27 protein-coding genes and 2 pseudogenes are annotated in these 26,568 nt (G+C 62.8%); 22 read left to right on the top strand and 7 right to left on the bottom strand.

Annotated features, from left to right (window positions below; translation table 11 throughout):
- The first annotated feature begins 232 nt into the window (after positions 1 to 232).
- The 4 genes and pseudogenes from FJW10_RS00430 to FJW10_RS00415 form a co-directional block, all read left to right on the top strand.
- Entirely contained in the window at positions 233 to 562 is a 330-nt protein-coding gene (locus FJW10_RS00430) for a phasin family protein (protein ID WP_140830079.1), read from the top strand.
- A gap of 278 nt (positions 563 to 840) precedes the next feature.
- Positions 841 to 1,167 (top strand): ATP-dependent Clp protease adapter ClpS, encoded by a 327-nt coding sequence (clpS, locus tag FJW10_RS00425; protein WP_041000825.1) that lies wholly within the window; start codon positions 841 to 843, stop codon positions 1,165 to 1,167.
- Between the two features lie 6 nt (positions 1,168 to 1,173).
- Positions 1,174 to 3,639 (top strand): ATP-dependent Clp protease ATP-binding subunit ClpA, encoded by a 2,466-nt coding sequence (clpA, locus tag FJW10_RS00420; RefSeq protein ID WP_140653080.1) that lies wholly within the window; start codon positions 1,174 to 1,176, stop codon positions 3,637 to 3,639.
- Positions 3,640 to 3,704: 65 nt separating this feature from the next.
- Positions 3,705 to 3,842: pseudogene (locus FJW10_RS00415) on the top strand (chloramphenicol phosphotransferase); the annotation flags it as partial.
- Between the two features lie 88 nt (positions 3,843 to 3,930).
- On the opposite strand, the gene FJW10_RS00405 reads toward FJW10_RS00415, so the two are convergent.
- A complete protein-coding gene (locus FJW10_RS00405) occupies positions 3,931 to 4,359 on the bottom strand; it encodes an HIT family protein (RefSeq protein WP_140653083.1) in 429 nt (142 codons plus the stop codon).
- On the bottom strand, positions 4,343 to 4,672 hold the full coding sequence (locus FJW10_RS00400; protein WP_140897593.1) for a hypothetical protein: 330 nt from the start codon (positions 4,670 to 4,672) through the stop codon (positions 4,343 to 4,345). Before FJW10_RS00400 ends, FJW10_RS00405 begins: the two co-directional genes overlap by 17 nt.
- A 293-nt stretch (positions 4,673 to 4,965) precedes the next feature.
- Here FJW10_RS00400 and FJW10_RS00395 point away from each other — a divergent pair, with 293 nt between their 5' ends.
- Positions 4,966 to 5,130, top strand: a complete 165-nt coding sequence (locus tag FJW10_RS00395; RefSeq protein ID WP_140897591.1) for a cytochrome oxidase subunit III — start codon at positions 4,966 to 4,968, stop codon at positions 5,128 to 5,130.
- A 10-nt stretch (positions 5,131 to 5,140) separates the two neighbouring features.
- Here FJW10_RS00395 and FJW10_RS00390 read toward each other — a convergent pair whose 3' ends face one another.
- Genes FJW10_RS00390 through FJW10_RS00380 form a run of 3 tightly spaced genes read right to left on the bottom strand, consistent with a single transcriptional unit; the run spans position 5,141 to position 7,611 of the window.
- Positions 5,141 to 6,355, bottom strand: a complete 1,215-nt coding sequence (locus FJW10_RS00390) for a GNAT family N-acetyltransferase (protein WP_140897589.1) — start codon at positions 6,353 to 6,355, stop codon at positions 5,141 to 5,143.
- Positions 6,356 to 6,409: 54 nt separating this feature from the next.
- The gene (locus tag FJW10_RS00385) at positions 6,410 to 7,138 is read right to left on the bottom strand and encodes a glycerophosphodiester phosphodiesterase (protein WP_140897587.1); all 729 of its coding nucleotides are present in this window, start codon (positions 7,136 to 7,138) and stop codon (positions 6,410 to 6,412) included.
- Between the two features lie 8 nt (positions 7,139 to 7,146).
- A complete protein-coding gene (locus FJW10_RS00380) occupies positions 7,147 to 7,611 on the bottom strand; it encodes a RidA family protein (protein WP_140830071.1) in 465 nt (154 codons plus the stop codon).
- Between the two features lie 139 nt (positions 7,612 to 7,750).
- Here FJW10_RS00380 and FJW10_RS00375 point away from each other — a divergent pair, with 139 nt between their 5' ends.
- The 4 genes from FJW10_RS00375 to tsf all read left to right on the top strand — a co-directional run bounded on the left by FJW10_RS00375 (position 7,751) and on the right by tsf (position 10,958).
- Positions 7,751 to 8,581: a cell envelope integrity EipB family protein gene (locus FJW10_RS00375; RefSeq protein WP_140830069.1), complete on the top strand. Its 831-nt coding sequence runs from the start codon at positions 7,751 to 7,753 to the stop codon at positions 8,579 to 8,581.
- A gap of 83 nt (positions 8,582 to 8,664) precedes the next feature.
- Positions 8,665 to 8,943: a DUF4031 domain-containing protein gene (locus tag FJW10_RS00370; protein WP_140830856.1), complete on the top strand. Its 279-nt coding sequence runs from the start codon at positions 8,665 to 8,667 to the stop codon at positions 8,941 to 8,943.
- Positions 8,944 to 9,138: 195 nt separating this feature from the next.
- Positions 9,139 to 9,918, top strand: coding sequence for a 30S ribosomal protein S2 (gene rpsB, locus FJW10_RS00365; protein ID WP_140642707.1), 780 nt, complete (start codon positions 9,139 to 9,141; stop codon positions 9,916 to 9,918).
- A 119-nt stretch (positions 9,919 to 10,037) separates the two neighbouring features.
- Positions 10,038 to 10,958 carry a translation elongation factor Ts gene (tsf, locus tag FJW10_RS00360; RefSeq protein WP_140897585.1) on the top strand — a complete coding sequence of 307 codons (921 nt, stop codon included), beginning with the start codon at positions 10,038 to 10,040 and terminating at the stop codon, positions 10,956 to 10,958.
- A 54-nt stretch (positions 10,959 to 11,012) separates the two neighbouring features.
- Here tsf and FJW10_RS00355 read toward each other — a convergent pair whose 3' ends face one another.
- Positions 11,013 to 11,939, bottom strand: coding sequence for a LysR family transcriptional regulator (locus FJW10_RS00355; RefSeq protein ID WP_140897583.1), 927 nt, complete (start codon positions 11,937 to 11,939; stop codon positions 11,013 to 11,015).
- Positions 11,940 to 12,055: 116 nt separating this feature from the next.
- On the opposite strand from FJW10_RS00355, the gene FJW10_RS00350 reads away from it, so the two are divergent.
- The 13 genes and pseudogenes from FJW10_RS00350 (at position 12,056) to lpxB (ending at position 25,166) form a co-directional block, all read left to right on the top strand.
- On the top strand, positions 12,056 to 12,583 hold the full coding sequence (locus FJW10_RS00350; protein ID WP_140897582.1) for a nuclear transport factor 2 family protein: 528 nt from the start codon (positions 12,056 to 12,058) through the stop codon (positions 12,581 to 12,583).
- 36 nt (positions 12,584 to 12,619) lie between these two features.
- Positions 12,620 to 13,729, top strand: coding sequence for an aldo/keto reductase (locus FJW10_RS00345; protein ID WP_140897580.1), 1,110 nt, complete (start codon positions 12,620 to 12,622; stop codon positions 13,727 to 13,729).
- 148 nt (positions 13,730 to 13,877) lie between these two features.
- A complete protein-coding gene (gene pyrH / locus FJW10_RS00340; RefSeq protein ID WP_095765617.1) occupies positions 13,878 to 14,600 on the top strand; it encodes a UMP kinase in 723 nt (240 codons plus the stop codon).
- Positions 14,601 to 14,684: 84 nt separating this feature from the next.
- A complete protein-coding gene (gene frr, locus FJW10_RS00335; RefSeq protein WP_140642694.1) occupies positions 14,685 to 15,239 on the top strand; it encodes a ribosome recycling factor in 555 nt (184 codons plus the stop codon).
- 18 nt (positions 15,240 to 15,257) lie between these two features.
- Positions 15,258 to 15,989: pseudogene (locus FJW10_RS00330) on the top strand (isoprenyl transferase); the annotation flags it as partial.
- A gap of 12 nt (positions 15,990 to 16,001) precedes the next feature.
- Positions 16,002 to 16,817 (top strand): phosphatidate cytidylyltransferase, encoded by an 816-nt coding sequence (locus FJW10_RS00325; RefSeq protein ID WP_140830056.1) that lies wholly within the window; start codon positions 16,002 to 16,004, stop codon positions 16,815 to 16,817.
- Positions 16,818 to 16,921: 104 nt separating this feature from the next.
- Positions 16,922 to 18,064, top strand: a complete 1,143-nt coding sequence (rseP, locus tag FJW10_RS00320; protein ID WP_140897578.1) for an RIP metalloprotease RseP — start codon at positions 16,922 to 16,924, stop codon at positions 18,062 to 18,064.
- Between the two features lie 217 nt (positions 18,065 to 18,281).
- Complete coding sequence (gene bamA, locus FJW10_RS00315; RefSeq protein ID WP_140708807.1) at positions 18,282 to 20,645, top strand: outer membrane protein assembly factor BamA; 2,364 nt, start codon at positions 18,282 to 18,284, stop codon at positions 20,643 to 20,645.
- 78 nt (positions 20,646 to 20,723) lie between these two features.
- Entirely contained in the window at positions 20,724 to 21,779 is a 1,056-nt protein-coding gene (gene lpxD, locus FJW10_RS00310) for a UDP-3-O-(3-hydroxymyristoyl)glucosamine N-acyltransferase (protein ID WP_140897576.1), read from the top strand.
- The gene (gene fabZ, locus FJW10_RS00305; RefSeq protein WP_140802405.1) at positions 21,772 to 22,233 is read left to right on the top strand and encodes a 3-hydroxyacyl-ACP dehydratase FabZ; all 462 of its coding nucleotides are present in this window, start codon (positions 21,772 to 21,774) and stop codon (positions 22,231 to 22,233) included. Before lpxD ends, fabZ begins: the two co-directional genes overlap by 8 nt.
- A gap of 15 nt (positions 22,234 to 22,248) precedes the next feature.
- On the top strand, positions 22,249 to 23,085 hold the full coding sequence (lpxA, locus tag FJW10_RS00300) for an acyl-ACP--UDP-N-acetylglucosamine O-acyltransferase (protein ID WP_140830048.1): 837 nt from the start codon (positions 22,249 to 22,251) through the stop codon (positions 23,083 to 23,085).
- Positions 23,072 to 23,989 (top strand): UDP-2,3-diacylglucosamine diphosphatase LpxI, encoded by a 918-nt coding sequence (lpxI, locus tag FJW10_RS00295; protein ID WP_140830046.1) that lies wholly within the window; start codon positions 23,072 to 23,074, stop codon positions 23,987 to 23,989. The genes lpxA and lpxI overlap by 14 nt, the downstream gene beginning before the upstream one ends.
- Positions 23,979 to 25,166 (top strand): lipid-A-disaccharide synthase, encoded by a 1,188-nt coding sequence (gene lpxB, locus FJW10_RS00290; protein WP_140897574.1) that lies wholly within the window; start codon positions 23,979 to 23,981, stop codon positions 25,164 to 25,166. Before lpxI ends, lpxB begins: the two co-directional genes overlap by 11 nt.
- A 36-nt stretch (positions 25,167 to 25,202) precedes the next feature.
- Here the strand turns inward: lpxB and gltA are convergent, their stop codons facing one another.
- Complete coding sequence (gltA, locus tag FJW10_RS00285; RefSeq protein ID WP_140653109.1) at positions 25,203 to 26,531, bottom strand: citrate synthase; 1,329 nt, start codon at positions 26,529 to 26,531, stop codon at positions 25,203 to 25,205.
- Positions 26,532 to 26,568: the final 37 nt, after the last annotated feature.

Raw genomic sequence — 26,568 nt, 5'->3', positions numbered from 1 at the left:
CTTCCGGCCAAGCTATCGCGCCCAGCGTTACCAATCCGTTTATGGTAACCGCAGCGTTCACCATTTTTCGGCAAATCGAGCTTCTCTTTAATCGAATTTTACCGGCCGCCGGCGCTGGAGCTCTGCTTACTCAAGGGATTCTTGACCTTTTGTGCATTGCACAATATATTGAGGTGCATTGCACAAGGGCGCCCGGGGCCAAAAGGGCGTTTCAACCAAAGGGAAGCATGAAATGACCCAGACCTATGAGGACTTCTCGAAATACGGCAAGGAATTTGCCGACACCGGGCTGAAGAGCTTTGCCTCGCTCACCAAGGGCGCTCAGGCGATCGCCACCGAAGCCGGCGAATACACCAAGAAGAGCTTCGAAGCCGGCAGCGCCGCCTTCGAAAAGCTGTTCGCGGCCAAGTCGATCGAGAAGGCCGTCGAGATCCAGACCGACTACGCCAAGCAGAGCTATGAGAGCTTCGTGGCCGAGGCCAGCAAGATCGGCAATCTCTATGCCGAACTCGCCAAGGAAGCTTACAAGCCCTTCGAATCGGTGGTCGCCAAGGCGAAGTAATTTCGCCCGATCACACCCGACAAGGCCAGCCGGCCAGTCGGAAAGGCCCGGTCGCGGAAACGCGGCCGGGTTTTTTCATGCGCGAGCGCAACTCGATGCACATTAACCGCATTCACGATTGAGAAATTCGCTGAGGTTTGCCCACCTAGCCATATTGTCAGCTAAACAGAAGGGCTTAAAATCGTTCATCGAGAACCTACATGTTGAACTCGCATGAGGATTCGAAAAGGCTGGACTACGTGACGATCGGTTTGACTGCCACGGCAGGCGTGGTGCGAATGCAAGGTGACGGAGACCGCAACGATCCCGGTCGCGGCACCGCTGTCATCACGCGCACCAAAACCAAGACCAAGAAGCCCAGTCTCTACCGGGTCCTCATTCTGAACGACGACTACACGCCGATGGAGTTCGTCGTTCACGTCCTGGAGCGGTTTTTCCAAAAGGACCGCGAGGCCGCCACACGCATCATGCTTCATGTTCACAATCATGGAGTGGGCGAGTGCGGTGTCTACACATTCGAGGTGGCCGAGACCAAAGTGTCCCAGGTCATGGATTTCGCCCGACAGAATCAGCATCCGCTGCAATGCGTGATGGAGAAGAAGTGAGGTAACATGCCGGCTTTCTCCCAAGGCCTGGAAAAGGCGCTACATCAGGCGCTGACATTCGCCAACGAGCGGCATCATGAATATGCGACGCTCGAACATTTGCTGCTCGCCCTGATCGACGACACCGAGGCGGCCGCCGTCATGCGTGCCTGCAACGTCGATCTCGACGAGCTCAAGCATACGGTTCTCACCTATATCGACACCGAGCTCGACAACCTCGTCACCGGTTACGACGAGGATTCGAAGCCGACGGCAGGTTTCCAGCGCGTCATCCAGCGCGCCGTGATCCATGTGCAGTCGTCCGGCCGCGAGGAAGTGTCCGGCGCCAACGTGCTCGTCGCCATCTTCGCCGAGCGCGAGAGCCACGCCGCCTATTTCCTGCAGGAACAGCAGATGACCCGCTACGACGCGGTCAATTACATCTCGCATGGCATCGCCAAGCGCCCGGGCGCTTCGGAGTCGCGCACGCCGCGCGGCGCCGAGGACGAGCAGGGCGGCCAGAATGGCGCCGAGCCGCAGGAAGAGGGCGGCAAGAAGAAGCAGCAGGACGCGCTGACGGCCTACTGCGTCAATCTCAACAACAAGGCGCGGGCCGGCAAGATCGACCCGCTGATCGGCCGCGACAGCGAGATCAACCGCACCATCCAGGTGCTGTGCCGCCGTTCCAAGAACAACCCGCTCTATGTCGGCGACCCCGGCGTCGGCAAGACGGCGATCGCCGAAGGCCTGGCCAAGCGCATCGTCGAAGGCGACGTGCCTGAAGTGCTGCAGGATGCCACCATCTTCGCGCTCGACATGGGCACGCTCTTGGCCGGCACCCGCTATCGCGGCGACTTCGAGGAGCGGCTGAAGCAGGTCGTCAAGGAGCTCGAGGATTATCCGGGCGCTGTGCTGTTCATCGACGAGATCCACACGGTGATCGGGGCGGGCGCCACTTCGGGCGGCGCCATGGATGCATCGAACCTTCTGAAGCCGGCGCTGTCGTCCGGCGCCATCCGCTGCATCGGCTCGACCACCTACAAGGAATTCCGCCAGTTCTTCGAGAAGGACCGCGCGCTGGTGCGGCGTTTCCAGAAGATCGACGTCAACGAGCCGACCATCGAGGACGCCATCGAGATCATGAAGGGCCTGAAGCCCTATTTCGAGGAGTTCCACAAGGTCCGCTACACGAGCGAAGCCATCAAGGCCTCGGTCGAGTTGTCGGCGCGCTACATCAACGACCGCAAGCTGCCGGACAAGGCGATCGACGTGATCGACGAGACCGGCGCCTCGCAGATGCTGGTGCCGGAAGCCAAGCGCAAGAAGACGATCGGCATCAGGGAGATCGAGGCGACGATCGCCACCATGGCGCGCATCCCGCCGAAGACGGTCTCGGCCGATGACGAGAAGGTGCTGCAGGGGCTCGATATCGAGCTGAAGCGCGTCGTCTACGGCCAGGATACGGCCATCACCGCGCTGACCTCGGCGATCAAGCTGGCGCGCGCCGGCCTGCGCGAACCGGAGAAGCCTATCGGCTCCTACCTGTTCTCGGGTCCGACCGGCGTCGGCAAGACGGAAGTCGCCAAGCAGCTTGCCGCCTCGCTCGGCGTCGAGCTGATCCGCTTCGACATGTCGGAATATATGGAACGCCACACCGTCTCGCGGCTGATCGGCGCGCCTCCCGGCTATGTCGGCTTCGACCAGGGCGGCTTGCTGACCGACGGCGTCGACCAGCATCCGCACTGCGTGCTTTTGCTTGACGAGGTCGAGAAGGCGCATCCGGACCTGTTCAACATCCTGCTGCAGGTGATGGACCACGGCAAGCTGACCGACCACAACGGCAAGCAGATCGACTTCCGCAATGTGATCCTGATCATGACGACGAATGCGGGCGCGTCGGATGCGCAACGCGCGGCGATCGGTTTCGGTTCGACCAAGCGCGAAGGCGACGACGTCGAGGCGATCAACCGGCTGTTCACGCCGGAGTTCCGCAACCGTCTGGACGCGATCATCCCGTTCGGCTCGTTGCCGGTGCCGGTCATCCATCAGGTGGTGCAGAAGTTCGTCATGCAGCTCGAGGCGCAGCTGTCCGAGCGTGGCGTCACCTTCGACCTGTCGCCGGACGCGATCGCCTGGCTGGCCGATAAGGGTTACGATGAGCGCATGGGCGCACGTCCGCTCGGCCGCGTCATCCAGGAGCACATCAAGAAGCCCCTGGCCGACGAGGTGCTGTTCGGCAAGCTCAAGAAGGGCGGCACGGTGCGCGTCACCGTCGAGAAGAAGGAAACCGGCGAGTCCGGCCTGAAGCTCGAATCGCTCGCCGACGAGTCGCCGGTGCAGCCAAAGAAGGAAGAGCCGGAAGACGCGCCGAAGCCGAAGAAGGCGGTCGCCAAGAAGCCTGCGCCCAAGAAGGCGGTGGCGCAGAAGCCGGAGCCGAAAGGCAAGGACGGCAACAAGCGCAGCCTTGTGCCGCAACTGCCGCGCAAGGGCTGACAAGCCCTCGCTTGAAATACAAAAGGCCCCGGAAACGGGGCCTTTTTCGTTGAAAGGAGCACCGCTTGGAAGCCGGGCGGATCATCATCCTCAACGGCGCGCCGCGCTCGGGAAAATCGAGCGTCGCCGCGGCGATCCAGGAGACATTCGAGGGTGTGTGGATCAATCTCGGCGTCGACGCCTGCGCCCAAGCCACGCCGCCGCGGCTGCGCCCGAGAGGCTCATCGCGGGACCAGCGCCAATGGCTTCCACATACTGGAGAATTTGCCGACCGCCTGAGCATCGGTCCGTTCAGCTTCCCAGCGCTGCCCGGATCTTGCCGGCGTTCTCGGCCAACACCTCCGGCTTCTCCATCTGGCCCGAATGCGGCTTCAACGGTATGCCCTCGAAGCGCGGGACGACATGGACATGGAGATGATAGACGGTCTGCCCGGAAGCCGGTTCGTTGAACTGCATCAGGGTGACGCCGTCGGCGTTGAAGGCCTTTTTCACCGCGACCGCAACTTTCTGCGCCACGCCGAACAATGGGCCGAGCGTTGCCGGATCGGCGTCGAGCATGTTGCGCGACGGCGCCTTGGGCACCACCAGCGTGTGGCCCATGCCTTGCGGCATCACATCCATGAAGGCGACGACCGCGTCGTCCTCGTAGACGCGGTGCGAGGGAATCTCGCCGCGCAGGATTTTCGCGAAGATGTTGCCGGGATCATAGGCTTCGGCCATGGGGTGACACTCCCAATTGCATTCGCCGTCCGGTGTAGCGAAGCCGCCGACGGGCGGCAAGGCGCTCAGGCGAGATGCCGATGATGGCCGTCAGCATGAGCGTCATCCAGAGCGCGACGATCGCGCCTGGAAAAAACAGGTGCAGGAAAGCAAAGAGAAGGAAGAAGGTGGAAAAGCCGAGAGGCCAGGTTCCCGGTTTGCCTTCGAGCCGGACGGTCAACAGCAGCGCGGCCGCGAGCCCCGCCACACCGAGCCATTGCCCGACGCCCCAAGATGCCCAAAACAGCATGCCAACCCCAAGGTGCTCGCGCACCAATGCCCCTGGCGATGACTTAGCGGATTCCACCAATCCGGTAAACAGCAGGCGTTGAGCCGGCTTCGTTGCTTGGCCAATATCATAGGCAGCTCTCGACGGCAGGCTCTGCTATTGCTTGAGAACCGACATTTGTCGTCTGATGCGGCAATCTAGAGCGTTTCGCCATTTCACGAAAACGGCGAAACGTCCTATCTCTTTGTTTTTACGCAATTCCGGGCGGAAGGTTACGGCGAAGGCGCCGAACTTAACCGCTCACACTTTTCCTGGAATTGCTTTAGGACGGAGCAATCATGAAGTGGGTCGTCGCCGGTTGGCTGCTGTTCATCGTATCGGCGCTGTTTTTCATCGCCGCGGCATGGCGCGCCGGCGATTTGCTGGCGCTTGCCGGCGCGATGCTGTTCCTGGTCGCCTGCTTTTCGTTCCTGGTTCCGATCGCCGCGCGAAAGCCGCACTGACCGCGAGACCTTATTCTCCAAGGTCCTTGCGGAAGGGCGTGTGCTCTTCGAGATATTCCCCCATGCGCTCGACCTCGCGCCGCTCCCGCCTGAGATAGTCGGCGACGGCATTGCGCAGACCGGGATGCGAAATGTAGTGCGCCGAATGCATGGTCACAGGCCGGTAGCCGCGCGCCAGCTTGTGCTCGCCCTGCGCGCCGGCCTCCACCACCTTGAGCTTGCGCTCGATGGCGAAGTCGATTGCCTGATGATAGCAGACCTCGAAATGCAGGAAGGGGTGGTCCTCGATGCAGCCCCAGTTGCGCCCATAAAGCGCGTCGGAACCGATGAAGTTGATGGCGCCGGCAATGTAGCGGCCGTTGCGCTTGGCCATCACCAGAAGAATGTCATCGGCCATGCGCTCGCCGATCAGGGAGAAGAACTGCCGGTTGAGATAGGGCCGGCCCCATTTCCTGCCCCCGGTATCCGTGTAGAAGGCGAAGAAATCGTCCCAGGCGCTTTCGGTGATGTCCTTCCCGGTCAACCAGTCGATCGAGATGCCGTCGGCAAGCGCCTCGCGACGCTCCTTCTTCATCGCCTTGCGCTTGCGCGAGGCAAGCGTGGCGAGGAAGTCGTCATAGTTCGAAAAACCTTCGTTGAAGAAATGGAACTGCTGGTCGGTGCGATGCAGGAAGCCTGCCGCTTCCAGCGTCGCGACATCAGGCTCGTTGGCGAAGGTGACATGCGCGGAAGAGACGCCGAGCTTGTCGGTCACGAGTTTCAGGCCTTCCGCCAGTCCGGCTCTCACGGCACCTACATTCTCGCCTTTGCCGACCAGAAGGCGAGGGCCGGTGACCGGCGTGAACGGCACCGAGCATTGCAGTTTGGGATAGTAGCGGCCACCGGCGCGCTCGAAGGCGTCCGACCAGCCATGGTCGAAGACATATTCGCCCTGGCTGTGCGACTTGAGATAACAAGGGACGGCGCCGAGAAGCCTGCCTTGCGCGGTTTCGAGTCGCAGATGGTGGCCTTGCCAGCCGGTGCGCCGTACGGCGCAGCCGGAATCTTCCAGTGCGCTCAGAAAAGCGAAAGAAACCAGCGGGTTGTAGCCGTTTTCTTTGTCGCCGCGCGTGGTTCCGGCAAAGCTGTCCCACTCCTTGCAGGTGAAGGCACCGATGCCCGCCGCGACGCGGATCGCATAATCCGCGTTCGCTGCCCGTCCATCGTCGTTGTCGCCTTGATCCATGCGGCTTATTTAAGCGTCCTCAAGGCTGCTACAAGTCACGTTTCAGGCACCGCCTCATGCGACCTTGACCAGATCGGGTTCGAAGCCCTCGAAGGTCATCTGGTCGGCATATCTGAAAGTGAGGTCGACAGCCGGCTGGTCATGCACGGTCCAGGTGATGACGGGCATTTTCAGCTTTTCGCGCACGAAGCTGACAAAGGAGTTGGGCAGGTCGCCAGCGGCGTAAGAGGTGAAGGCGAGGCCGTGCGCGAGCATGGCGAAATGCGCCTCGATCAACTGGTTGTCCCTGCCATAGGCGGTCAGCCCGCCGGGGATGCCCGGCGCGTCCTTGGCGAAGTCGCGGATCAGCCAGTGATCGAACGACATGATCGCCACCTTGCCCTTGTAGCGCTCGAGCAGCCGACCGACGGTCGCCACCAGCCCGGCATCGTGGCCGGGAACGCCTTTCAGCTCTACCACCAGCGGCACGCGGCCGTCGATCAGGTCGAGCGCTTCCTTGAGTGTCGGCACGTGGTCCTTGGTGCCGCCGATCTTGAGCGTCGCCAGTTCGGCCGCGGTGCGCTGCCAGACGAAGCCGTCCTGGCCGGTCAGGCGTTTCAGATCGCCGTCATGGATGATGACCGGAACGCCGTCCGAAGAGATATGCGCGTCGCATTCGATGGCATAGCCGCGCTCGGCCGCCGCGGCGAAGGCCGACAGCGTGTTTTCCCAGCGCGTCTTGTTCATGTCGTGGAAGCCGCGATGTGCGACAGGCTGCGCGATCAGCCAGGAAAGATCGGTCATCTCGAACCTCACGCGACTTCGAAGATCGCTTCGATCTCGACCGCGGCGTTGAGCGGCAGCGAGGCGGTGCCGACGGCGGAACGGGCGTGCTTGCCGCGCTCCCCGAGTGCCGCGACCAGGAAGTCGGAGGCACCGTTGGCGACAAGATGCTGTTCGACGAAATCCGGCGCGGAGGCGACGAAGACGGTGATCTTGACCAGGCGGCTAATTTTTTCGAGGTCGCCGAGTGCTGCCTTGGCCTGCGCCAGGATGTTGATGGCGCAGAATTTCGCGCCTTCCTTGCCGGCGGCCGTGTCGATGTCGCGGCCGAGCAGTCCGCTTGCCTGCAACTTGCCGTCCTTCAGCGGCAGCTGGCCGGCGGTGAACAGCGTGTTGCCGGTGCGGCAATAGGGCACGTAGTTGGCGGCGGGCGCGGCGGCGGCCGGAAGGGTGACGCCAAGATCGCTTAGCCGCTTTTCGATTGTCTCGCTCATTGGTTTTCCCTATTGCTGGAAGACGCCGCGTTGGCGGGGCCGAAATTGCTATTTTTGCCTCGCTTCCGCCACGACTTTTTTTAAGCTGGACCATCTTTCCCTGCGGCCTGCCCCCCGGCCGCGACGATCGGAGCAACGCATGCGCGCAACGCGCCTTTTCCTCGCCGCCGCCTGTTTCTCGGCGGCGCTTCCGATGGCGCCGGCTTTTGCGGTGCCTGCGCTGCAGGCGCATCGCGCCGTCTACGATCTCACGCTCAGCAAGGCCTCCGACCGTTCAGGCATTACCGGCATCACCGGCCGCATGGTCTACGAGTTCAACGGCTCGGCCTGCGAAGGTTATACGGTCAAGTTCCGCTTCGTCACGCAGATCGTCACCAGCGACAACACCAGGTTGACCGACCAGCAAACGACGACTTTCGAGGACGCCGAAGGCAAGACCTTTTCCTTCGTGACGAAATCCTTTGTCGACCAGAACCTCGACAAGGAAGTCAAGGGCACGGCGACCAGGGAAGCGAAGGGCCTGAAGGTCGATATCGACAAGCCGGAGAAGAGCAGCCTCGATCTCGCGGCGACGCAGTTTCCGACCCAGCATCTGGTCGAGCTGATCGGCAAGGCCGAGAAGGGCGAGAATTTCTACCAGACCAATCTGTTCGACGGCTCAGAGGATGCCAACAAGGTGATGACCACCACCGTCATCGTCGGCAAGAAGACGGACGCAGAAAAGACGGATCCGGAAGCGCCGGCGCTGGCCAAGCTCGCCTCCGACAAATACTGGCCGGTCGACATCGCCTATTTCGACGATACCGACAAAAGCGGCGAGGAGGTGCCGGAGTACCGGATCAGCTTCAAGCTGCACGAGAACGGCATTACTCGCGACCTCGTCATGGACTATGGCGACTTCTCGATGACCGGCAAGCTGGTGAACCTGTCGTTGTTCGACCAGACCAAGCCTTGCCCGGCGTCGAAATAGCAGCGCTTCGACGGTGGCCGACCCGGCTTGCAGGCCTGACCTGCGAACGCCATGTGTGAGGCTCACCGAATGCGGCGAGCATGATGGCGGTCTATGTCGATGCGGCGATCTGGAAATGGGCCGGCCACCGCTGGTGCCATCTCCTTGCCGACGACACGGACGAGCTGCATCGCTTCGCCACCGAACTCGGCCTCAAGCTTTCCTCCTATCAAGGGCCGCCCAAGACGTCGGCGCCGCATTACGACATCACCGGCTTCGAGCGCGATCGCGCGGTTCGGCTTGGCGCCATCGAATGCAGCCGCGAGGAAATCGTCGCGATCTTTCGCCGCGTCAGGGTGCCGAACGGCAAGCTAAAACGCTGAGATTTGGGCGGATCGCCGCAGGTAAGGGCGTTTTCCCGGCTTGCGTTTATGAGACTTCCCCTCTATATGCGCGCTCATTCCACACACGGACTTTGGTGTCTGCCCGGGAGAAATCCGGCTGAAACCTCCGGTGGCATCAGGACATAGGTCCGAAATGCCTGTGTCCGTGGAGGCCAACCGGAAAGGAACTAAAGAATGGCTCTGCCAGATTTCAGCATGCGCCAGCTTTTGGAAGCTGGCGTTCACTTCGGCCACCAGACCCACCGCTGGAACCCGAAGATGGCGCCTTACATCTATGGTGCCCGCAACAACATTCACATTATCGACCTGTCGCAGACGGTGCCACTGCTGCATCAGGCTCTGAAGCAGGTGTCCGACACTGTCGCCAAGGGCGGCCGCGTGCTGTTCGTCGGCACCAAGCGCCAGGCGTCCGACATCGTTGCCGACGCCGCGCAGCGTTCGGCCCAGTACTATGTCAACTCGCGTTGGCTGGGCGGCATGCTCACCAACTGGAAGACGATCTCGAATTCGATCCAGCGCCTGCGCAAGCTCGACGAGACGCTCGCCGGCGAGGCCCAGGGCCTCACCAAGAAGGAGCGCCTGAACCTCGATCGCGAGCGCGAGAAGCTCAACAAGGCTCTCGGCGGCATCAAGGACATGGGCTCGACGCCGGACCTGATGTTCGTCATCGACACCAACAAGGAAGCGATCGCGATCCTCGAGGCCAAGCGCCTGGGCATTCCGGTCGTGGCCATCATCGATTCGAACTGCGACCCGGACAAGATCGACTTCCCGATCCCCGGCAATGATGACGCGGCCCGCGCCATCCAGTTCTATTGCGACCTGATCGCCAAGGCCGCCATCGACGGCATCGCCCGCCAGCAGGGCGCGCTCGGCGTCGACATCGGCGCTTCGGCCGAGGCTCCGGTCGAGCCCGCGCTCGACACTCCGGCTGCCCAAGCTCCGGAAGCTTGATAAGGAAGGCCGGGTCCCGGCCTTCATCTTTCCAATAAATTGGCGCGCTAAAGCGCTTTTGCCGAGCGCATCATCGAGTCCCGATGGTGCGTCGGCGCATTTGAAACAAAGAGGCGACAATGACGATTTCGGCTGCACAGGTCAAAGAACTCCGCGACTTGACCGGCGCGGGCATGATGGACTGCAAGGCGGCGTTGAACGAGACCAACGGCGACATGGAAGCGGCCGTCGACTGGCTGCGCAAGAAGGGTATCTCGAAGGCCGACAAGAAGGCCGGGCGCACCGCCGCCGAGGGCCTGATCGGCGTCGATGCCGGCGTGCGTGAGGCCGCGGTTGTCGAAGTCAATTCCGAGACCGATTTCGTCGCCCGCAACGAGCAGTTCCAGGAACTGGTCCGCAATGTCGCGAAGGTCGCGCTCGCCTATGGTGCGACCGAGGCGGTTGCCGGCGCCAAGTATCCGGGCTCCGACAAGACTGTCACCGAGACCGTCAAGGACGCGGTCGGCACCATCGGCGAGAATATCAATTTCCGCCGCTCGGCGAAGCTCACCGTGCCGCATGGCGCGGTGGCGACCTATGTGCACAACGCGGTTGCCGATGGGCTGGGCAAGCTCGGCGTGCTGGTCGCGATCGAGACCACCGGCAACGAGCATGCGGCCAACGCCTTTGCCCGCCAGGTGGCGATGCATGTCGCCGCCAGCAACCCGGTCGCGCTGAGCGCCGAGGAAGTCGACCCGGCGCTGGTCGAGCGCGAGAAGGCGATCTTCTCCGATCAGGCGCGCCAGTCGGGCAAGCCGGAAGCGATCATCGAGAAGATGGTCGAGGGCCGCTTGCGCAAGTTCTATGAAGAGGTCGTGCTTTTGAAGCAGGCCTTCGTGCTCAATCCCGACATCACCGTCGAGAAGGCATTGAAGGATGCCGAAAACGAGATCGGCGCTCCGGCGAAGATCACCGCCTATCTGCGTTACGCGTTGGGCGAAGGCATCGAGAAGGAAACGACCGACTTCGCGGCGGAAGTCGCGGCGGCGGTCAAGAAATAGCTCCGATCCGAGGGGAGCGCTCGGCGTTTCCCTTAAGGTGAAGAGCTCACGAGCTCAGGCAACTCGGCCGGGTGTCCGCATGGATGCTCGGCCGATTTCTTGTGCGGTGTCGATAAAGGCCCTGAGCTTCGGCGCCATCGATGCGCGACGCGGGAAGTAAAGGAAAAGACCGGGCTCCTCGATTGCCGTCTGCGGCAGGATCTGGACGAGGCGGCCGGCTGCCAGGTCGCCGCGCACCAGCGGCTCGAAGACGTAGGCGAGCCCGAGGCCGGCCAGCGCCAGATCGATGGCGCCAAGCGAATCCGTGACGACGGCCGTGCCGCGCGTTTCGACGACGACATCCTTGCCGCTGTCGTTCAAATCCCAGCGGTAAAGCGCGCCCGATCGGACCAGCCGGTAGCCGACGCAGTTGTGATTGGCGAGATCGGCCATGTCGCGTGGACGGCCGTGCTTGCCGACATAGGCGGGAGAGGCGACGATCACGGCCTTGAACGGCGGCGTCATCCTGACGGTGACCATGTCCTGCGCGATCATCTCGCCCAATCGGATGCCGGCGTCGAAACCTTCGCCGACGATATCGACAAGTCCCTGGTCGGCAACGATCTCGACCGTCACGTCGGGATAGCGTTCGGCCATGGCCGCGACCACCGGCGTCACCGCCAGAGGGATCGCTATGTTGGAAGCGTTGATCCTGAGCAGGCCGGCCGGCCTTCCCTTCACGCCGCGGATCCGGTCCATCCGCTCGGCGATGTCCTGCAAGGCGGGGGCCGCCGTCTCCACCAGCGCCTTGCCTGCCTCGGTCAGCGAAACGCTGCGCGTCGTACGCGCAAACAGCGGTTGGCCGATGCGCTCTTCCACCAGCCGCACCGCGTGGCTCACCGCCGAAGCGCTCATGCCGAGCTCGGCCGCGGCAAGCGCAAAGCCGCCGCGTCGCGCGACAGCGACGATGACCGGAAGATGGCTAAGCAGGTCGCGATCCATTCATGAATGACATCGCACAGTCTTTGCGAACAATGCAATCTTATCGATGCTCCCCAGCCGGCTCATATTTGGCGTCAACACATCGGCGGCGGGCTGATTGGCCAAGGAGAGACGAAATGAACGCGTTGAGACATGTAACTTTTGCTGCAGGAATAGTGCTGGCGCCGGTGGATGCTGGCGGTGCCGAACCGGCCGGCTGGCAGGCCCTGGCCGACGAGCGTGCCGTCATCCGCATCGCCGACGCCATCGACCGCGCGGTGGATGCGCAGGACTGGAAGCTGGCGCGCAGCTATTTCGCCGAGCGTGTCACCGCCGATTTCAGCACTCTGTCTGGACAGCCCGCGGCCAACATCGCCTCGGACGACCTGATCGGCGCCTGGGCGGGCAACCTCAAGGGCAGCAAGACCAGCCTGCATCTGCGCACCAACCATCAGGTGTCCTTCGACGCCGGTGCGGCGACGGTTCGCTCCAACGGCTATGCCTGGAACCGGATGGAAGGCAACGGCGACCCGCTCTGGGAAGTCTGGGGCACCTACGAGCACCACCTGACGCGTTCCGGCACCGGCTGGAAAGTCGACGGCTTCGCGTTCCGGATGACGCATGAGCGCGGCAATCCCTGGGTCAAGGCGACCCCCGGCTCATAACGCGCCGTCAATCGGACCCGGATTGGAGAGACGTCCATGACAATGGCCTATTACACGCTCGGCAACAGTGGCCTGAGAGCGAGCCGGCTGGCGCTGGGCACGATGACCTTCGGCACCGAATTGGGCTGGGGCGCTGACAAGGATACCGCCCGCGCCATGTTCGACGCCTATGTCGAGGCGGGCGGCAATTTCTTCGATACGGCCGACCTCTATACAGGCGGCACCGCCGAGACCTGGCTCGGCGAGTTCGTCGCCGAGCGCGGTCTGCGCGACAAGGCGGTGATCGCCACCAAATTCACCATGAATCCGGACCCCGGCAATCCGAATGCAGGCGGCAATGGCCGCAAGAACATCTTGCGCGCCGTGGACGCCTCGCTGAAACGGCTCGGGACCGGGTATATCGACCTTTATCTCCTGCATGTGTGGGACAGGCTGACGCCGGCCGAGGAAGTCCTGCGCCCGCTGGACGACCTGGTGCGTGCGGGCAAGGTGCGCCACATCGGCCTGTCGAACGTGCCGGGCTGGTATGCCGGCCGGGCGCAGGTGATCGCCGAACTGCGCGGCTATGAGCCGATCTGCGCCCTGCAGCTCGAATATTCGCTCGCCCAACGCGACATCGAGCACGAATTCGTGCCCTTCGCCATGCGTCACGGCGCCGGTATCATGGTGTGGAGCCCAATGGCGAGCGGGCTGCTCAGCGGCAAATACCGTCCGACACAAGCGGGCAATGCCGGACGGCTTGACGGTTTTCGCAACACCACCCATCCGAGTTTCCAGAAATTCAGCGAACGCAACTGGGCGATCGTGGCCGAACTCGAAAAGGTGGCCGCCGAGCTCGGCCGCAGCATGGCTCAAATTGCGCTGAACTGGGTGGCGACGCAGCCCGGCGTCGCCACGGTCATCCTCGGAGCGACGAAGGTCGCTCAGCTGCGGGACAATCTAGCGGCGCTGGATTTTTCTATTCCCGTCGAGCTTCGCCAGCGGCTCGATAAGGTGAGCCGCGTTCGGGCGCCGTACCCGTACTTCTATTTCGGTCCCGAGATACAGGTCAGGGTGGCCGGCGGGGTGGTGATCGGCGACAAGCCTTCCGGCTTTGCACCACCGGTGACGATCGAGGGCGAGGCCGTCAGCATCAGCAGCAGCTGACCGAAAAGCCCGGGATTTTGCACGAGGGCGCGGCGTGACATCGCCGCGCCCTTCGTGTATCGGGTCAACCCGTCATGACCGCATCGCCGGATGAAGCGGGGGCGGTTTTGCCTCCAAAATTGCCGCGCCGAAATATTCGAGGAATGAGATGACGGTGAAGCCCCTCTATCGACGTGTCGTGCTGAAAGCTTCCGGCGAAGCGTTGATGGGCGAGCAGCATTTCGGCATCGATGTCTCCGTGGTCGATCGTATCGCCGCCGACATTGCCGAAGCGCGCGCGCTGGGCGTGGAAGTGGGTGTCGTCATCGGCGGCGGCAACATCTTCCGCGGTGTCGCCGTGGCCTCGAAGGGTGGCGACCGCGTCACCGGAGATCACATGGGCATGCTCGCCACTGTCATCAACTCGCTGGCGCTGCGCACCTCGCTCAACAAGATCGGCGTCGACGCCGTCGTGCTTTCGGCGATCGCCATGCCGGAACTCTGCGAGAGCTTTTCGCAGCGCCAGGCAACCGCCTATATGAACCAGGGCAAGGTCGTCATCTTCGCCGGCGGCACCGGCAATCCGTTCTTCACCACCGATTCGGCCGCGGCCCTTCGCGCCGCCGAGATCGGCGCCGATGCGCTGTTCAAGGGCACGCAGGTCGACGGGGTCTATTCGGCCGATCCCAAGAAGGACCCGAACGCGGTCCGTTTCGACCGCATCAGCCACGCGGAAGTCATCAAACGCGGGCTTGCGATCATGGATACCGCCGCGATTGCACTTGCGCGCGAAAACAACATTCCGATAATCGTCTATTCGATCCACGAAAAAGGTGGTTTCGGCGATATTCTGAGGGGCGGCGGCCATTGCACGGTCGTCGCGGACAAATAACCGAGGCCGGGATCCGTCAGACGGAACCGCGGACGGGACGACGGCACAAGCAGTGAACCCGGCGAACGGGTCGAGGAGATGATCATGAGTGGCGAGTTCGAAGACCTGAAGCGACGCATGGACGGGGCGATCGCCGCCTTCAAGCACGACCTGGCCTCGCTGCGCACCGGCCGCGCGTCCAGCAACCTGCTGGATGCCGTCCAGGTCCAGGCCTACGGCACGACGATGCCGATCAACCAGGTGGCCAATGTGACGGTGCCGGAGCCGCGCATGATTTCGGTCTCGGTCTGGGACAAATCGATGGTCAGCGCCGTCGACCGCGCCATCCGCGAAGCCAATCTCGGCTTCAACCCGATCGTCGACGGCACCAATCTCAGGATTCCGCTGCCGGAACTCAACGAGCAGCGCCGCAAGGAACTGGTCAAGATTTCGCATGGCTACGCCGAGAACGCCCGCGTCGCGGCGCGCCATGTGCGGCGCGACGGCATGGATTTCCTCAAGAAGGCGGAGAAGGACGGCACCATCAGCGAGGACGATCAGCGCAAGCGCTCCGACCAGGTGCAGAAGCTGACCGACGAGACGATCAGCACCATCGATCACCTGCTTTCCGATAAGGAAGCTGAAATCATGCAGGTTTAGGGTCAGGTTTTCCGGCCCGAAAGCGAGACCATGGCAACGCCCGCGCATGTCGCGATCATCATGGATGGAAACGGACGCTGGGCCAAGGCGCGCGGCCTGCCGCGCCTTGCCGGGCACCGCGCCGGCGTCGAGGCGCTGCGCAAGACGGTCCGCGCCGCGCCCGGGCTCGGCATATCCTACCTGACCGTCTACGCCTTTTCCTCGGAGAACTGGTCGCGGCCGAAATCCGAGGTCAGCGACCTCATGGGGCTTTTGAAGCTGTTCATCCGCCGCGATCTCGCGGAACTGCATCAGAACGGCGTGCGGGTGAGGGTGATCGGCGACAAAGAGGGGCTGCAGCCCGATATCAGGGGGCTGCTGCAGGAGGCCGAATCGCTGACCGCCGGCAACGAGTCGCTGACGCTGGTGATCGCCTTCAACTATGGCGGCCGCGACGAGATCGTGCGCACGGCGCGCAAGCTGGCGGATGCCGTCGCGCGCGGCGACATGGCGAGCGACGCGATCACGGCGGAAAGTTTTGCCGCGTCGCTCGACACAAAGGGCATTCCCGATCCTGAGCTGGTGATCCGAACCAGCGGCGAGCTCAGGCTGTCGAACTTCCTTCTCTGGCAGGCTGCCTATAGCGAGCTCATCTTCCTGCCTTGCTATTGGCCGGACTTCAGCCGCGAGCATCTGGCCGACGCCTTGCGCGACTTTGCCGGGCGCGAACGACGCTTCGGCGGGCTTGCCGCCCGCGACGTCGCGCTTTAGGCGCCGCCACGCATGAGCAATCTCAAGCAGCGCGTCATCTCGGCAATCGTGATGGCGGCGCTGACGCTTGCGCTCACCTGGCTCGGCGGATTGCCGTTTCGGCTGTTCTGCGCGGGAATAGCGGCGCTGATCTTCTATGAATGGACGCGCATGGCGCGCCCCGCGAGCGGGGCGGCTCTCGGCTTCCTACCGGAAGCACTGATTCTGGTTTTCATCGGCGCGCTGATCGCCGGCGTGCCGGCTTTGTGGCTGCTCTTGCTTGTCGCGATCCTTGTGGCGGTCGCGGCCATTGCCGCCCGCGTCGGAGGGCCTGCGCCGTGGGAAGCCCCTGGACTGGCCTATGCGGCTCTTTCCGGCTTTTCGCTCGCCTATGTCCGTGACGACAGTCATTCCGGGGTGATTGCGATTCTCTTCCTGTTTGCCGTGGTCTGGGCGACCGACATTGCGGCCTATTTCGTCGGCCGCGCGGTCGGCGGCCCGAAGCTCGCGCCGTCGATCTCGCCCGGCAAGACGCAGAGCGGCGCGCTGGGTGGCGCGGCCGGCGGCGTTGTCGCCGGATTGCTGCTGGCGGTTGCGGCCGGGGCCGGCAATCTCGTCCAGCTTGGGCTCGTCGCCCTGGTGCTTTCGATCGTTTCGCAGATCGGCGATCTTTTCGAATCATGGGTCAAGCGCCGGCACGGCGCCAAGGATTCCAGCAATCTCATTCCCGGCCATGGCGGCGTCATGGACAGGGTGGACGGGCTTGTCGCGGCCGCGTTCGCGCTGTACGTCATGGGCTGGATCGCGGCGGGCGCCGAGCATCCGGCACTGGGGCTGTTTCCGAACTGAACGACGCAGCAGTAAGGCGAAAAATGGCGCGCGCCACGGATTCGCCCGGATTGATGCCACAGTCGCGGTGGAGTGTCGCGTGCGGGCGAATTTGAGGGCATGACTTGAACGACATCTTTCACGCGGTGTTCAGCACACAAGGCTTCGTCCTTGGCACGCTGGTGCCGTTCCTGTTCGTGCTGACCGTGGTCGTGTTCGTCCACGAGATGGGCCACTATTTGATCGGCCGCTGGTGCGGCATCGGCGTGAAGGCTTTTTCCATCGGCTTCGGCCCTGAGATCTTCGGTTTCTACGACCGCCGCGGCACGCGCTGGAAGCTCTGCGCCATTCCGCTTGGCGGCTACGTCAAATTCGTCGGCGACATGAACGCGACATCGAGCCAGCCGAGCACGGAAGAGCTCGAATCGCTGACCGAAGCCGAGCGCGAGGTCGCCTTCCACACGCAACCCATCTGGAAGCGCGCCGCTACCGTCGTTGCGGGGCCGCTGTTCAATTTCCTGCTGACGATCGTCGTGTTCGCGGTGCTGTTTTCGCTCTATGGCCGTCCGGTCCTGGAGCCGACAGTCGCCGAAGTCACCAAGGGCAGCCCAGCGGAAAAGGCTGGAATCCAGCCAGGCGACCGATTCGTCAAAGTCGACGGCAGCAAGGTGGAGACCTTCGCCGACGTGCAACGGCTGGTTTCGGGCCGGGCGGGCGACGCCATCGCCTTCACCATGCTGCGCGACGGCAAGGAAATCGACGTTACGGCCACGCCGGAGCCCATGGAGCAGCAGGATGCGCTGGGCAACAAGATCAAGGTCGCGGTGATCGGCGTCGTCAACAACGCCGAGCTCGGCCAGCCGCGCCTGATCTCCTATACGCCGGCTGGCGCCGTGGTGGCGGCAGTGCAGGAAACCGGGCATGTGATCGAGCGCACCGGCCAGTTCCTGCAACGCTTTGCGCTTGGACGCGAGGACAAATGCCAGCTGGGCGGTCCGATCAAGATCGCGAAAATGTCGGGTCAGGCAGCCAAGCTCGGCTTCGAGTGGCTGGTGCAGCTTGTTGCATTTCTGTCAGTCGGGATAGGATTCCTCAATCTCCTGCCGATTCCCCCTCTCGACGGCGGCCATCTCTTGTTCTACGGCGTGGAGGCCATCATACGGCGGCCCGTTTCGGAGCGAACGATGGAGATGGCCTACCGGACCGGGCTTTTCCTGGTGCTCGGCTTCATGGGCTTCGTGTTTTGGAACGATCTGTTTGGGTGCTGAAATCATGAAGAAATTTGGCTTCAGCTCCGGTCATATTGAGATGCCGTTTACCATGCGTGGGGATATGCGTGACGCGAAAGCCACGCGGTACGGTTAAGTAAATACAAATTAACCGGGAGCCTTGCGTGTAGGGAAAATCCGGTTAATACGGTAAGGGAAATACCGCACGTCCGGTTTTCTCGCCGTGGGGACTACGAGAAAAAGGTACAAAAGCCCGATGAAGGCAGCATCCAAGTTTCTGAGCGCCGCTTCCGCGGCGGCTTTGTCCGCCGCTCTGGTCGTGCCAGGCGCGCTCGCAGTGCAGTTCGCCGCCACGTCGGTGGCCGAGGCCGCGGTCATTTCGCGTGTCGAGGTCAGCGGCAACCAGCGCGTCGATGCGGAAACCATCCGCAATTACATCTCGATCAAGCCGGGCAAGCCTTTCTCCAGCTCCGATATCGACGACGCCGTCAAGGCGCTGTTCGGCACGGGCCTGTTCTCGGACGTTCAGATCAACCAGGTCGGTTCGAGCCTGGTCGTCAAGGTTTCGGAATACAAGGTCGTCAACCAGGTCCTGTTCCAGGGCAACAAGAAGCTGAAGGACAACGCGCTTCAGGCCGCCATCCAGCTGAAGCCGCGCGCGACCTTCTCGCAGCAGGCGCTCGACGCCGATGTCGAGTCGGTCAAAGCCGCCTACAAGCGTATCGGCCGTGACGACGCCGCGGTGACCACGCAGATCATGGATCTCGGCGACAACCGCGTGAACGTGGTCTTCAACATCAACGAAGGCGGCCGCACCCAGATCGCGGCGATCAATTTCGTTGGCAATCACGCCTATTCCAGCCGCCGCCTGTCGGACGTCATCAACACCAAGCGCTCGTCGTGGCTCTCCTTCGTGCTGCGCGACGACGTCTATGACGAGGACAAGCTGCGCGCCGACCAGGAGCTGCTGCGCCGCTTCTACTACAATCACGGCTATGCCGACTTCCAGGTCGTTTCGGCCGTCGGCGAGCTCGACGATACCACCAACAAATACACGGTCACCATCACCGTGCAGGAAGGCGATCGCTATACGTTCGGCGACGTCAGCGTTGAAAGCACCATCCCCGAGGTCGACTCGAAGTCGCTGGAATCCGCGGTCGAGACCCACAAGGGCGACGTCTACAACGCCAAGGACGTCGAGGATTCGATCGTCGCCTTGACCGAGAAGGTTGCGGGCTCGGGCTATGCCTTCGCCCAGGTGACGCCGCGCGGCGACCGTAATTTCGAGAACCACACCATTTCGGTCGTCTACACCATTGACCAGGGCACCAAGGCCTATGTCGAGCGCATCGAGATCCGCGGCAACGACCGTACGCGCGACTATGTCATCCGTCGCGAATTCGATGTCAGCGAAGGTGACGCCTTCAACCAGGTTCTCATCCAGCGCGCGAAGAAGCGCTTGGAAAACCTTGATTACTTCCAGTCCGTGGACATTTCGACGGTTCCGGGCTCTGCCCCTGACCAGGTCGTGCTCGTGGTCACCGTGGTCGAGAAGTCGACCGGCGAGTTCTCGGTCGGCGCCGGCTATTCGACCGGCGGCGACACGCCCGGCCCGTCCATCGAAGGTTCGATCACCGAGCGCAACTTCCTCGGTCGCGGCCAGTACATCAAGCTGTCGGCCGGCGGTGGCAAGAATTCGCGCGACTTCGCCCTTTCCTTCACCGAGCCCTATTTCCTCGGCCGGCGCATCGCGGCGGGTTTCGATATCTATAAGTCGACCCGCGAATACGATCACTACGATACGGATACTACCGGCGCGACCGTTCGGTTCGGCCTGCCGATCACCGACAATATTTCGACGCAGCTGGCCTACAATATCTCGCAAGAGAAGTACTCACTTGCAGACAATTGCACGACCAACGGGATCTATGATCCACTCAAGTGCACCATCTCCCAGGCCATTCAGCAAGGCGTTGCGGAAAGCCCTTGGCTCAAGTCGTCGGTCAGCCTCGGTCTGGTCTACAATACCATCGACGATATGAAGAACCCGCATGAAGGGCTTTATGTCACCGGCACGACCGAGTTTGCCGGTTTGGGCGGCGACGCCAAATGGGTCAAGTTTACGGGACGCGCAAGCGTCTACCAGACTTTGTCGGAGCAGCTTGATATCGTCGGCCTGGTTTCGGGGGGGGCAGGCTACATCGCGGGCTACGGCAGTGGCGATCTTCGTATCTTCGATCTCTTCCAGAGCAATGATCGCATGATCCGCGGTTTCGAGTATGGCGGCATCGGCCCTGTTGCCAACGACACCAGCGGCGACCATCTTGGCGGCACGACGTATTTCAATGCCTCCGCAGAAGCCCAGTTCCCGCTGCCGGTCATTCCGGAGAGCTTCGGTCTGCGTGGCGCCGTCTTTGCGGATGCGGCCACGCTTTATGGCAACAACCTTGTCGGCGTTAACACAGACTCGGCTGGCATGAAGTTGCGCGCCTCGGTCGGTGTCGGCCTGATGTGGGCCTCTCCGTTCGGCCCGATCCGCATCGACTATGCGATCCCGGTCAAGAAAGAGTCGACCGACAACGTGCAGGAATTCAACTTCGGTATCGCCACCCGCTTCTAATTTCGTGGTTGCGATGGTTCCGGGCCGGCTGACGGCCCGGAGTGGACCGATCCGACCCAGCTGGATATAGCTTCTGGAATGACCGATCCGGTGTTCTTCGCGCCTTCACGCCGGTATACGGCCGGCGAGGTCGCGAATCTGACCGGCGCCAGCCTGCTCGATTCCGATCAGGCTGAAATTGCCATCGAGGCGCTGGCTCCCGCCAACGAGGGTGGCAGCGGCGCGCTCGTCTTTGTCGACGGCAAGCGCAATTTCGCCTTGATGCAGTCGCTCAGGGCGGCTGCGGTGCTGTGCCCTGCCGATTTTGCCAGCAAGGCGCCGCCGGGTATCGCGGTGCTCATGCATCCGCGTCCGCAGCAGGCTTTCGCAATGGTCGGGCGCCTGTTGTTTCCGCAGGCCGCGACTCCGGGGCCAATGACCGGAGAAACCGGCATATCGCCCCATGCGTTCATTGATCCGTCCGCGCATATCGAGGGCGGGGCGATCGTAGAGGCCGGTGCCGTGATCGGCCCCGGCGTATCCATCGGCAGCGGCACGGTAATTGCGCCCCACGCGGTTGTCGGCCGTTCCTGCCAGATCGGCCGCGACGGTTTCATCGGCCCCGGCGCCAGCATTCAATATGCGCTTGTCGGCAATCGCGTCATCATCCATGGCGGCGCGCGGATCGGCCAGGATGGTTTCGGTTTCGTCGGCGGCGCCAAAGGACCCGAACGCGTGCCGCAGATCGGCCGCGTCATCATCCAGGACGATGTCGAGATCGGCTCCAATTCGACCGTCGACCGCGGCGCGATGTCCGACACCATCATCGGCCAAGGCACCAAGATCGACAATCTGGTGCAGATCGCCCACAATGTTCGCATCGGCCGCAATTGCATTATAGCAGGGCTTTCGGGTATTTCCGGTTCCGTCGTCGTCGGCGACAACGTCACCATGGGTGGCGGTGTCGGCCTCGCCGATCATCTGACCATCGGGCCAGGGGCCAAGCTTGCCGCGAGAAGTGGATTCATGAACAACGTGCCGGCAGGCGAGATCTGGGGAGGTTACCCGGCGCAGCCCATGGCGGAAGCCATGCGCGAGATAGCGATGCTGCGCAAGATGGCCAGGACGCGCAAGCAAGGCGACGGAAATGGCTGATATGGTAGCAACGACACTCGACGCGGTCGATATCATGGGGCTTATGAAGCTCCTGCCGCATCGCTATCCATTCCTGCTGATCGATCGCATCATCGACATAGACGGCGACGAGTCCGCTGTCGGCATCAAGAACGTGACCATCAACGAGCCGCATTTCCAGGGCCATTTTCCCCAGCAGCCGGTCATGCCCGGTGTGCTCATCATCGAGGCCATGGCCCAGACCGCGGGCGCGATCTGCATTCGCAGCCTCAACACCGAGAAGCCGTCGCTGGTTTATTTCATGACCATCGACAACGCGAAATTCCGCAAGCCGGTCGTTCCGGGCGATCAGCTCAGGATCCACGTCAAAAAGATCAAGAAACGCGGCAACCTGCTGAAATTCGCCTGCGAGGCGATGGTTGACGGCGCGAAAGCCGCCGAAGCCGAGGTTTCGGCCATGATGGTTACCGGCTGACGGTTCGAAATGCTCATGAAAGTCGAGACATCCATCCATCCTTCCTCAGTCGTCGAAGAAGGAGCCCGGCTCGGCGAAGGCGTCCGCATCGGACCCTTCTGCCATATCAGCGCCGATTCGATCATCGGCGACCACGTCGAACTGGCCAGCCATGTGTCGGTGATGGGCGCCACGACCATCGGGGCCGGGACAAAGGTCTATCCAATGGCGACGCTCGGCGGGCCGCCGCAAAACACCAAGCACAAGGGCGGTCGCACCACCCTGGTCATCGGAGCGAACTGCACCATTCGTGAAGGCGTCACAATGCATGTCGGCACCGACATCAGCCGTGGCGAGACAACTGTCGGCGACAACGGCAACTTCCTCGCCTACGCCCACATCGCCCATGATTGCGTCGTCGGCAAGAACGCCACCTTCGCCAATGGCGCGACGCTCGGCGGACATTGCGAGATCGGCGACAACGTCTATATCGGCGGCCTAAGTGCGGTTCACCAATTCGTGCGCGTCGGCGACAACGCCTTTCTCGGCGGCTGCTCGGCTTTTGTCGGCGATGTCATTCCCTACGCCATTGCCGTCGGCAACCGCGCCAGCCTGCGCGGCTTGAACATCATTGGTCTCAAGCGCTCCGGTCTGCCGCGTTCCGAGATCTACCTGCTGCGCAAGGCTTATAGGACGATTTTCGATCGTTCCCGCACCGTCGGTGAGAATGTGGAACTCGCCAAGGCCGAGTTCGCCGGGTCGCCAACGGCCATGAAGATCATCGATTTCATCACCAGTCGCGACAAGCGACACTTTGCCGTCCCATCGCTCAGAGGTGGCGGCGACGATGACAGCGGCGATGACGAGGACTGAGCCCGCCGCATCAGGGTTCCAACTCGCGCCGGGCTCGAAGGTCGGCATTATTGCCGGCGGCGGCAGCCTGCCCGTCGAAGTCGCCGATGGCCTGGTCAAGCACGGTTTTGTGCCCTTCATCATCATCGCCGCCGGTGAGGTCGACCGCGAGGCGGACTTCGCGGCCTACGATCAGGAAAAACTCGCGCTGGAAGATATCGGGCTGCTGCTTCCGTTGCTGAAGCGCCGGGGCATCACGCACCTTGTCCTGGCCGGCGAGATCAAGCGCAGGCCCCGGCTGAGCAGGATAAAGCCGACATTTGGTCTGCTGGCGATAATTCCCTCCGTGGTCAGAGCGTTGCGACGCGGCGACGACGGCCTGCTGAAGGTGTTGACCCGAGGCCTGGAAAAGCGAGGCGTCAAGGTCGTCGGCGCGCACGAAGTCGTTCCGGAACTGACGGCTGGCGAAGGTCCATTGACGGCGATCGGGCCAAACCAGTCCGACTGGCGTGACATCGAAGCCGCCCGTAAGGCGGCCAAGGCCATCGGCGCACTCGATATCGGCCAGGCTGCGATTGCGATCGGAGGCCGAGCTGTCGCGCTGGAAGGCATTGAGGGCACCGCCGGCCTGCTCGACAGAACGCGGGAATTGCGCGGCCACGGCAGGCTGGCCGGCAAGGCGCGCGGCGTGCTGGTCAAATGCGCCAAGCCGGGCCAGGAATTGCGCGCCGACTTGCCCACGATCGGCCCGCAGACCATCGAGGCTGCGCATGCGGCAGGCCTTGCCGGCATAGCCGTAGAAGCCGGCCGTTCGCTCATTCTCGAGGGCCCGGAAACGCTGGCACGCGCCAATGCGCTCGGCCTGTTCATTGTCGGCCTGCCCGCGACGCAGATGGCCAATGGGGAGCCGGCTAATGGTCTCTGACAAGCCGCTCAAGATCGCCGTCGTTGCCGGCGAGGAATCCGGCGATCTGCTCGGCGCCGACATCGTGCGGGCGCTCGAACGCACGACCGGCCGCAAGGTGCAACTCGTGGGCATCGGCGGCAGGCACTTGCAGCAGCTGGGACTGAACCCGCTCTTCGACGGTGGCGAAATCGCGCTGATGGGTTTTAGCGCGGTGCTGCGCGACCTGCCGCGGCTGATGCGCCGTATCAGCCAGACGGCGGCGATGATCGCGGCCGAGCGGCCCGATTGCCTGGTCACCATCGACAGTCCGGACTTTTCGCTGCGCGTCGCGAAGAAGGTCCGCGCAACGGCGCCGGCCATCCCGATCGTCCACTATGTCTGCCCGAGCGTATGGGCCTGGCGGCCGGGCAGGGCGGTGGCGATGAAGCCCTATGTCGATCACATCCTGTGCATCCTGCCGTTCGAGGTGAAGGCGCTTGCCCGTCTTGGCGGGCCGCCGGGCACTTATGTCGGCCACCGGCTGACGCAGGATCCGGGCATCCTCGGCGCCGCCAAGGCGCAGAGCCAGCCGCGCGACCTCGCCGAGGGCCGCGTCAAGACGGTGCTGGTGCTGCCCGGCTCGCGCCGCGGCGAAGTTCGCCGGCTGATAGAGCCCTTCGGCAAGGCGATGTCGGCGCTGCGCCAACGCGGCCACCGCCTGCGCTTGCTGTTGCCGACGGTGCCGCATGTCGCCGAACTGGTGAAGGCCTCGGTCGCGAGCTGGGACGACAAGCCGGAAATCATCACCGAGCCGGAGCGCAAATGGCAAGCCTTCGGCAAGGCCGATGCGGCGTTGATCGCGTCTGGAACGGTTTCGCTGGAACTGGCGCTCGCAGGCGTTCCGATGGTTTCCTGCTACAAGCTCGACCCGATCGCGCGCCAGATTCTGCAGCATATGGTGACGACGTGGTCGGCACTGCTGCCCAATTTGATATCCGACCGCGCGCTGGTGCCGGAATTCTACGATCAGTATGTCCGGCCGGAAAACCTGGCCCGGCAGCTGGAAGCCCTGTTTGCCGACACCGGCATGCGCGCCTGGCAAATGGCGGGCTTTGCCGAGATCGCCCGGCGCATGACGACCGAGCGGCCCTCGGGCGAGATCGCCGCCGAAGTGGTGATGGGGTGTATCAGGAAGGCAGTAGGCAGTAGGCAGTAGGCAGTAGGCAGTAGCCTACTGCCTACTCACTATTCCCTATCTCTTAGCAATCGGCACGTAATCGCGTTCCGTGGCGCCGGTGTAGAGCTGGCGCGGGCGGCCGATCTTCTGGTGCGGATCCTCGATCATTTCCTTCCACTGCGCGATCCAGCCGACGGTGCGGGCAACGGCGAACAGCACGGTGAACATGGTGGTGGGGAAGCCCAACGCCTTTAGCGTGATGCCGGAGTAGAAGTCGACATTCGGGTAGAGCTTCTTTTCGATGAAGTAGGCGTCGGTCAGCGCGATCTTCTCCAGCTCCATGGCGATGTCGAGCAACGGATCGTCCTTGATGCCGAGTTCGCCCAGCACCTCATGCGCCGTCTTCTGCATGATCTTGGCGCGCGGATCGTAGTTCTTGTAGACGCGGTGGCCAAAGCCCATCAGCCGGAACGGATCGTTCTTGTCCTTGGCGCGGGCGATGAATTCCGGGATGTGGTCGACATGGCCGATCTCGCCCAGCATGTTGAGCGCTGCCTCGTTGGCCCCGCCATGCGCCGGACCCCACAGGCAGGCAATGCCGGCGGCGATGCAGGCGAACGGGTTGGCGCCCGAGGAGCCGGCAAGGCGGACGGTCGAGGTCGAGGCGTTCTGCTCATGGTCGGCGTGCAGGATGAAGATGCGCTCCATGGCGCGCGCCAGCACCGGATTGATCTTGTATTCCTCGCACGGCACGGCAAAGCACATGTGCAGGAAGTTGGCGGCGAAGTTCAGCTCGTTCTTCGGGTAAATGAATGGCTGGCCGATGTGGTATTTGTAGGCCATCGCCGCGATCGTCGGCATCTTGGCGATCAGGCGCATCGAAGCGACCATGCGCTGGTAGGGATCCGAGATGTCGGTGGAGTCGTGATAGAAGGCCGATAGAGCGCCGACCACGCCGCACATGACGGCCATCGGATGCGCGTCGCGGCGGAAGCCGGTGAAGAAGCGCGACATCTGCTCGTGCACCATCGTGTGGCGCGTCACGCGATAGTCGAAATCCTCCTTCTGCGCCTTGGTCGGGAGTTCACCGTAGAGCAGGAGGTAGCAGACCTCGAGGAAGTCGCCATGTTCGGCAAGCTGGTCGATCGGATAGCCGCGATGCAGCAGGATGCCGGCATCGCCGTCGATGAAGGTGATTGCCGACTCGCAGCTTGCCGTGGAGGTGAAGCCGGGGTCGTAGGTGAAGACGCCGGTCGTGCTGTAGAGCGCGCCGATATCGATTACGTCAGGTCCGGTCGACCCGCTTCGCACCTTGAATTCATGGGTCTTGCCGGCAAGTTCGAGCCTGGCGGTCGACTCATGCGCCTTGCCGCTCGGTTCCAGTTTTGTCGCAGCTTCGCTCATTGCAAACTCCTTTATGTTCCTCATGCCGGCAAGGCAA

The sequence above is a fragment of the Mesorhizobium sp. B4-1-1 genome, from assembly GCF_006439375.1.
Lineage (GTDB): Bacteria > Pseudomonadota > Alphaproteobacteria > Rhizobiales > Rhizobiaceae > Mesorhizobium.
The sequence above is the reverse complement of the archived record's forward strand: the minus strand, read 5'-3'. Positions and strand labels throughout refer to the sequence as shown.

Coding starts and splice junctions, on each gene's coding strand:
- FJW10_RS00430 (WP_140830079.1), top strand. CDS start 233: ATGACCCAGACCTATGAGGACTTCTCGAAATACGGCAAGGAATTTGCC.
- clpS (WP_041000825.1), top strand. CDS start 841: ATGCAAGGTGACGGAGACCGCAACGATCCCGGTCGCGGCACCGCTGTC.
- clpA (WP_140653080.1), top strand. CDS start 1,174: ATGCCGGCTTTCTCCCAAGGCCTGGAAAAGGCGCTACATCAGGCGCTG.
- FJW10_RS00405 (WP_140653083.1), bottom strand. CDS start 4,359: ATGGCCGAAGCCTATGATCCCGGCAACATCTTCGCGAAAATCCTGCGC.
- FJW10_RS00395 (WP_140897591.1), top strand. CDS start 4,966: ATGAAGTGGGTCGTCGCCGGTTGGCTGCTGTTCATCGTATCGGCGCTG.
- FJW10_RS00390 (WP_140897589.1), bottom strand. CDS start 6,355: ATGGATCAAGGCGACAACGACGATGGACGGGCAGCGAACGCGGATTAT.
- FJW10_RS00385 (WP_140897587.1), bottom strand. CDS start 7,138: ATGACCGATCTTTCCTGGCTGATCGCGCAGCCTGTCGCACATCGCGGC.
- FJW10_RS00380 (WP_140830071.1), bottom strand. CDS start 7,611: ATGAGCGAGACAATCGAAAAGCGGCTAAGCGATCTTGGCGTCACCCTT.
- FJW10_RS00375 (WP_140830069.1), top strand. CDS start 7,751: ATGCGCGCAACGCGCCTTTTCCTCGCCGCCGCCTGTTTCTCGGCGGCG.
- FJW10_RS00370 (WP_140830856.1), top strand. CDS start 8,665: ATGGCGGTCTATGTCGATGCGGCGATCTGGAAATGGGCCGGCCACCGC.
- rpsB (WP_140642707.1), top strand. CDS start 9,139: ATGGCTCTGCCAGATTTCAGCATGCGCCAGCTTTTGGAAGCTGGCGTT.
- tsf (WP_140897585.1), top strand. CDS start 10,038: ATGACGATTTCGGCTGCACAGGTCAAAGAACTCCGCGACTTGACCGGC.
- FJW10_RS00355 (WP_140897583.1), bottom strand. CDS start 11,939: ATGGATCGCGACCTGCTTAGCCATCTTCCGGTCATCGTCGCTGTCGCG.
- FJW10_RS00350 (WP_140897582.1), top strand. CDS start 12,056: ATGAACGCGTTGAGACATGTAACTTTTGCTGCAGGAATAGTGCTGGCG.
- FJW10_RS00345 (WP_140897580.1), top strand. CDS start 12,620: ATGACAATGGCCTATTACACGCTCGGCAACAGTGGCCTGAGAGCGAGC.
- pyrH (WP_095765617.1), top strand. CDS start 13,878: ATGACGGTGAAGCCCCTCTATCGACGTGTCGTGCTGAAAGCTTCCGGC.
- frr (WP_140642694.1), top strand. CDS start 14,685: ATGAGTGGCGAGTTCGAAGACCTGAAGCGACGCATGGACGGGGCGATC.
- FJW10_RS00325 (WP_140830056.1), top strand. CDS start 16,002: ATGAGCAATCTCAAGCAGCGCGTCATCTCGGCAATCGTGATGGCGGCG.
- bamA (WP_140708807.1), top strand. CDS start 18,282: ATGAAGGCAGCATCCAAGTTTCTGAGCGCCGCTTCCGCGGCGGCTTTG.
- lpxD (WP_140897576.1), top strand. CDS start 20,724: ATGACCGATCCGGTGTTCTTCGCGCCTTCACGCCGGTATACGGCCGGC.
- fabZ (WP_140802405.1), top strand. CDS start 21,772: ATGGCTGATATGGTAGCAACGACACTCGACGCGGTCGATATCATGGGG.
- lpxA (WP_140830048.1), top strand. CDS start 22,249: ATGAAAGTCGAGACATCCATCCATCCTTCCTCAGTCGTCGAAGAAGGA.
- lpxI (WP_140830046.1), top strand. CDS start 23,072: ATGACGAGGACTGAGCCCGCCGCATCAGGGTTCCAACTCGCGCCGGGC.
- lpxB (WP_140897574.1), top strand. CDS start 23,979: ATGGTCTCTGACAAGCCGCTCAAGATCGCCGTCGTTGCCGGCGAGGAA.
- gltA (WP_140653109.1), bottom strand. CDS start 26,531: ATGAGCGAAGCTGCGACAAAACTGGAACCGAGCGGCAAGGCGCATGAG.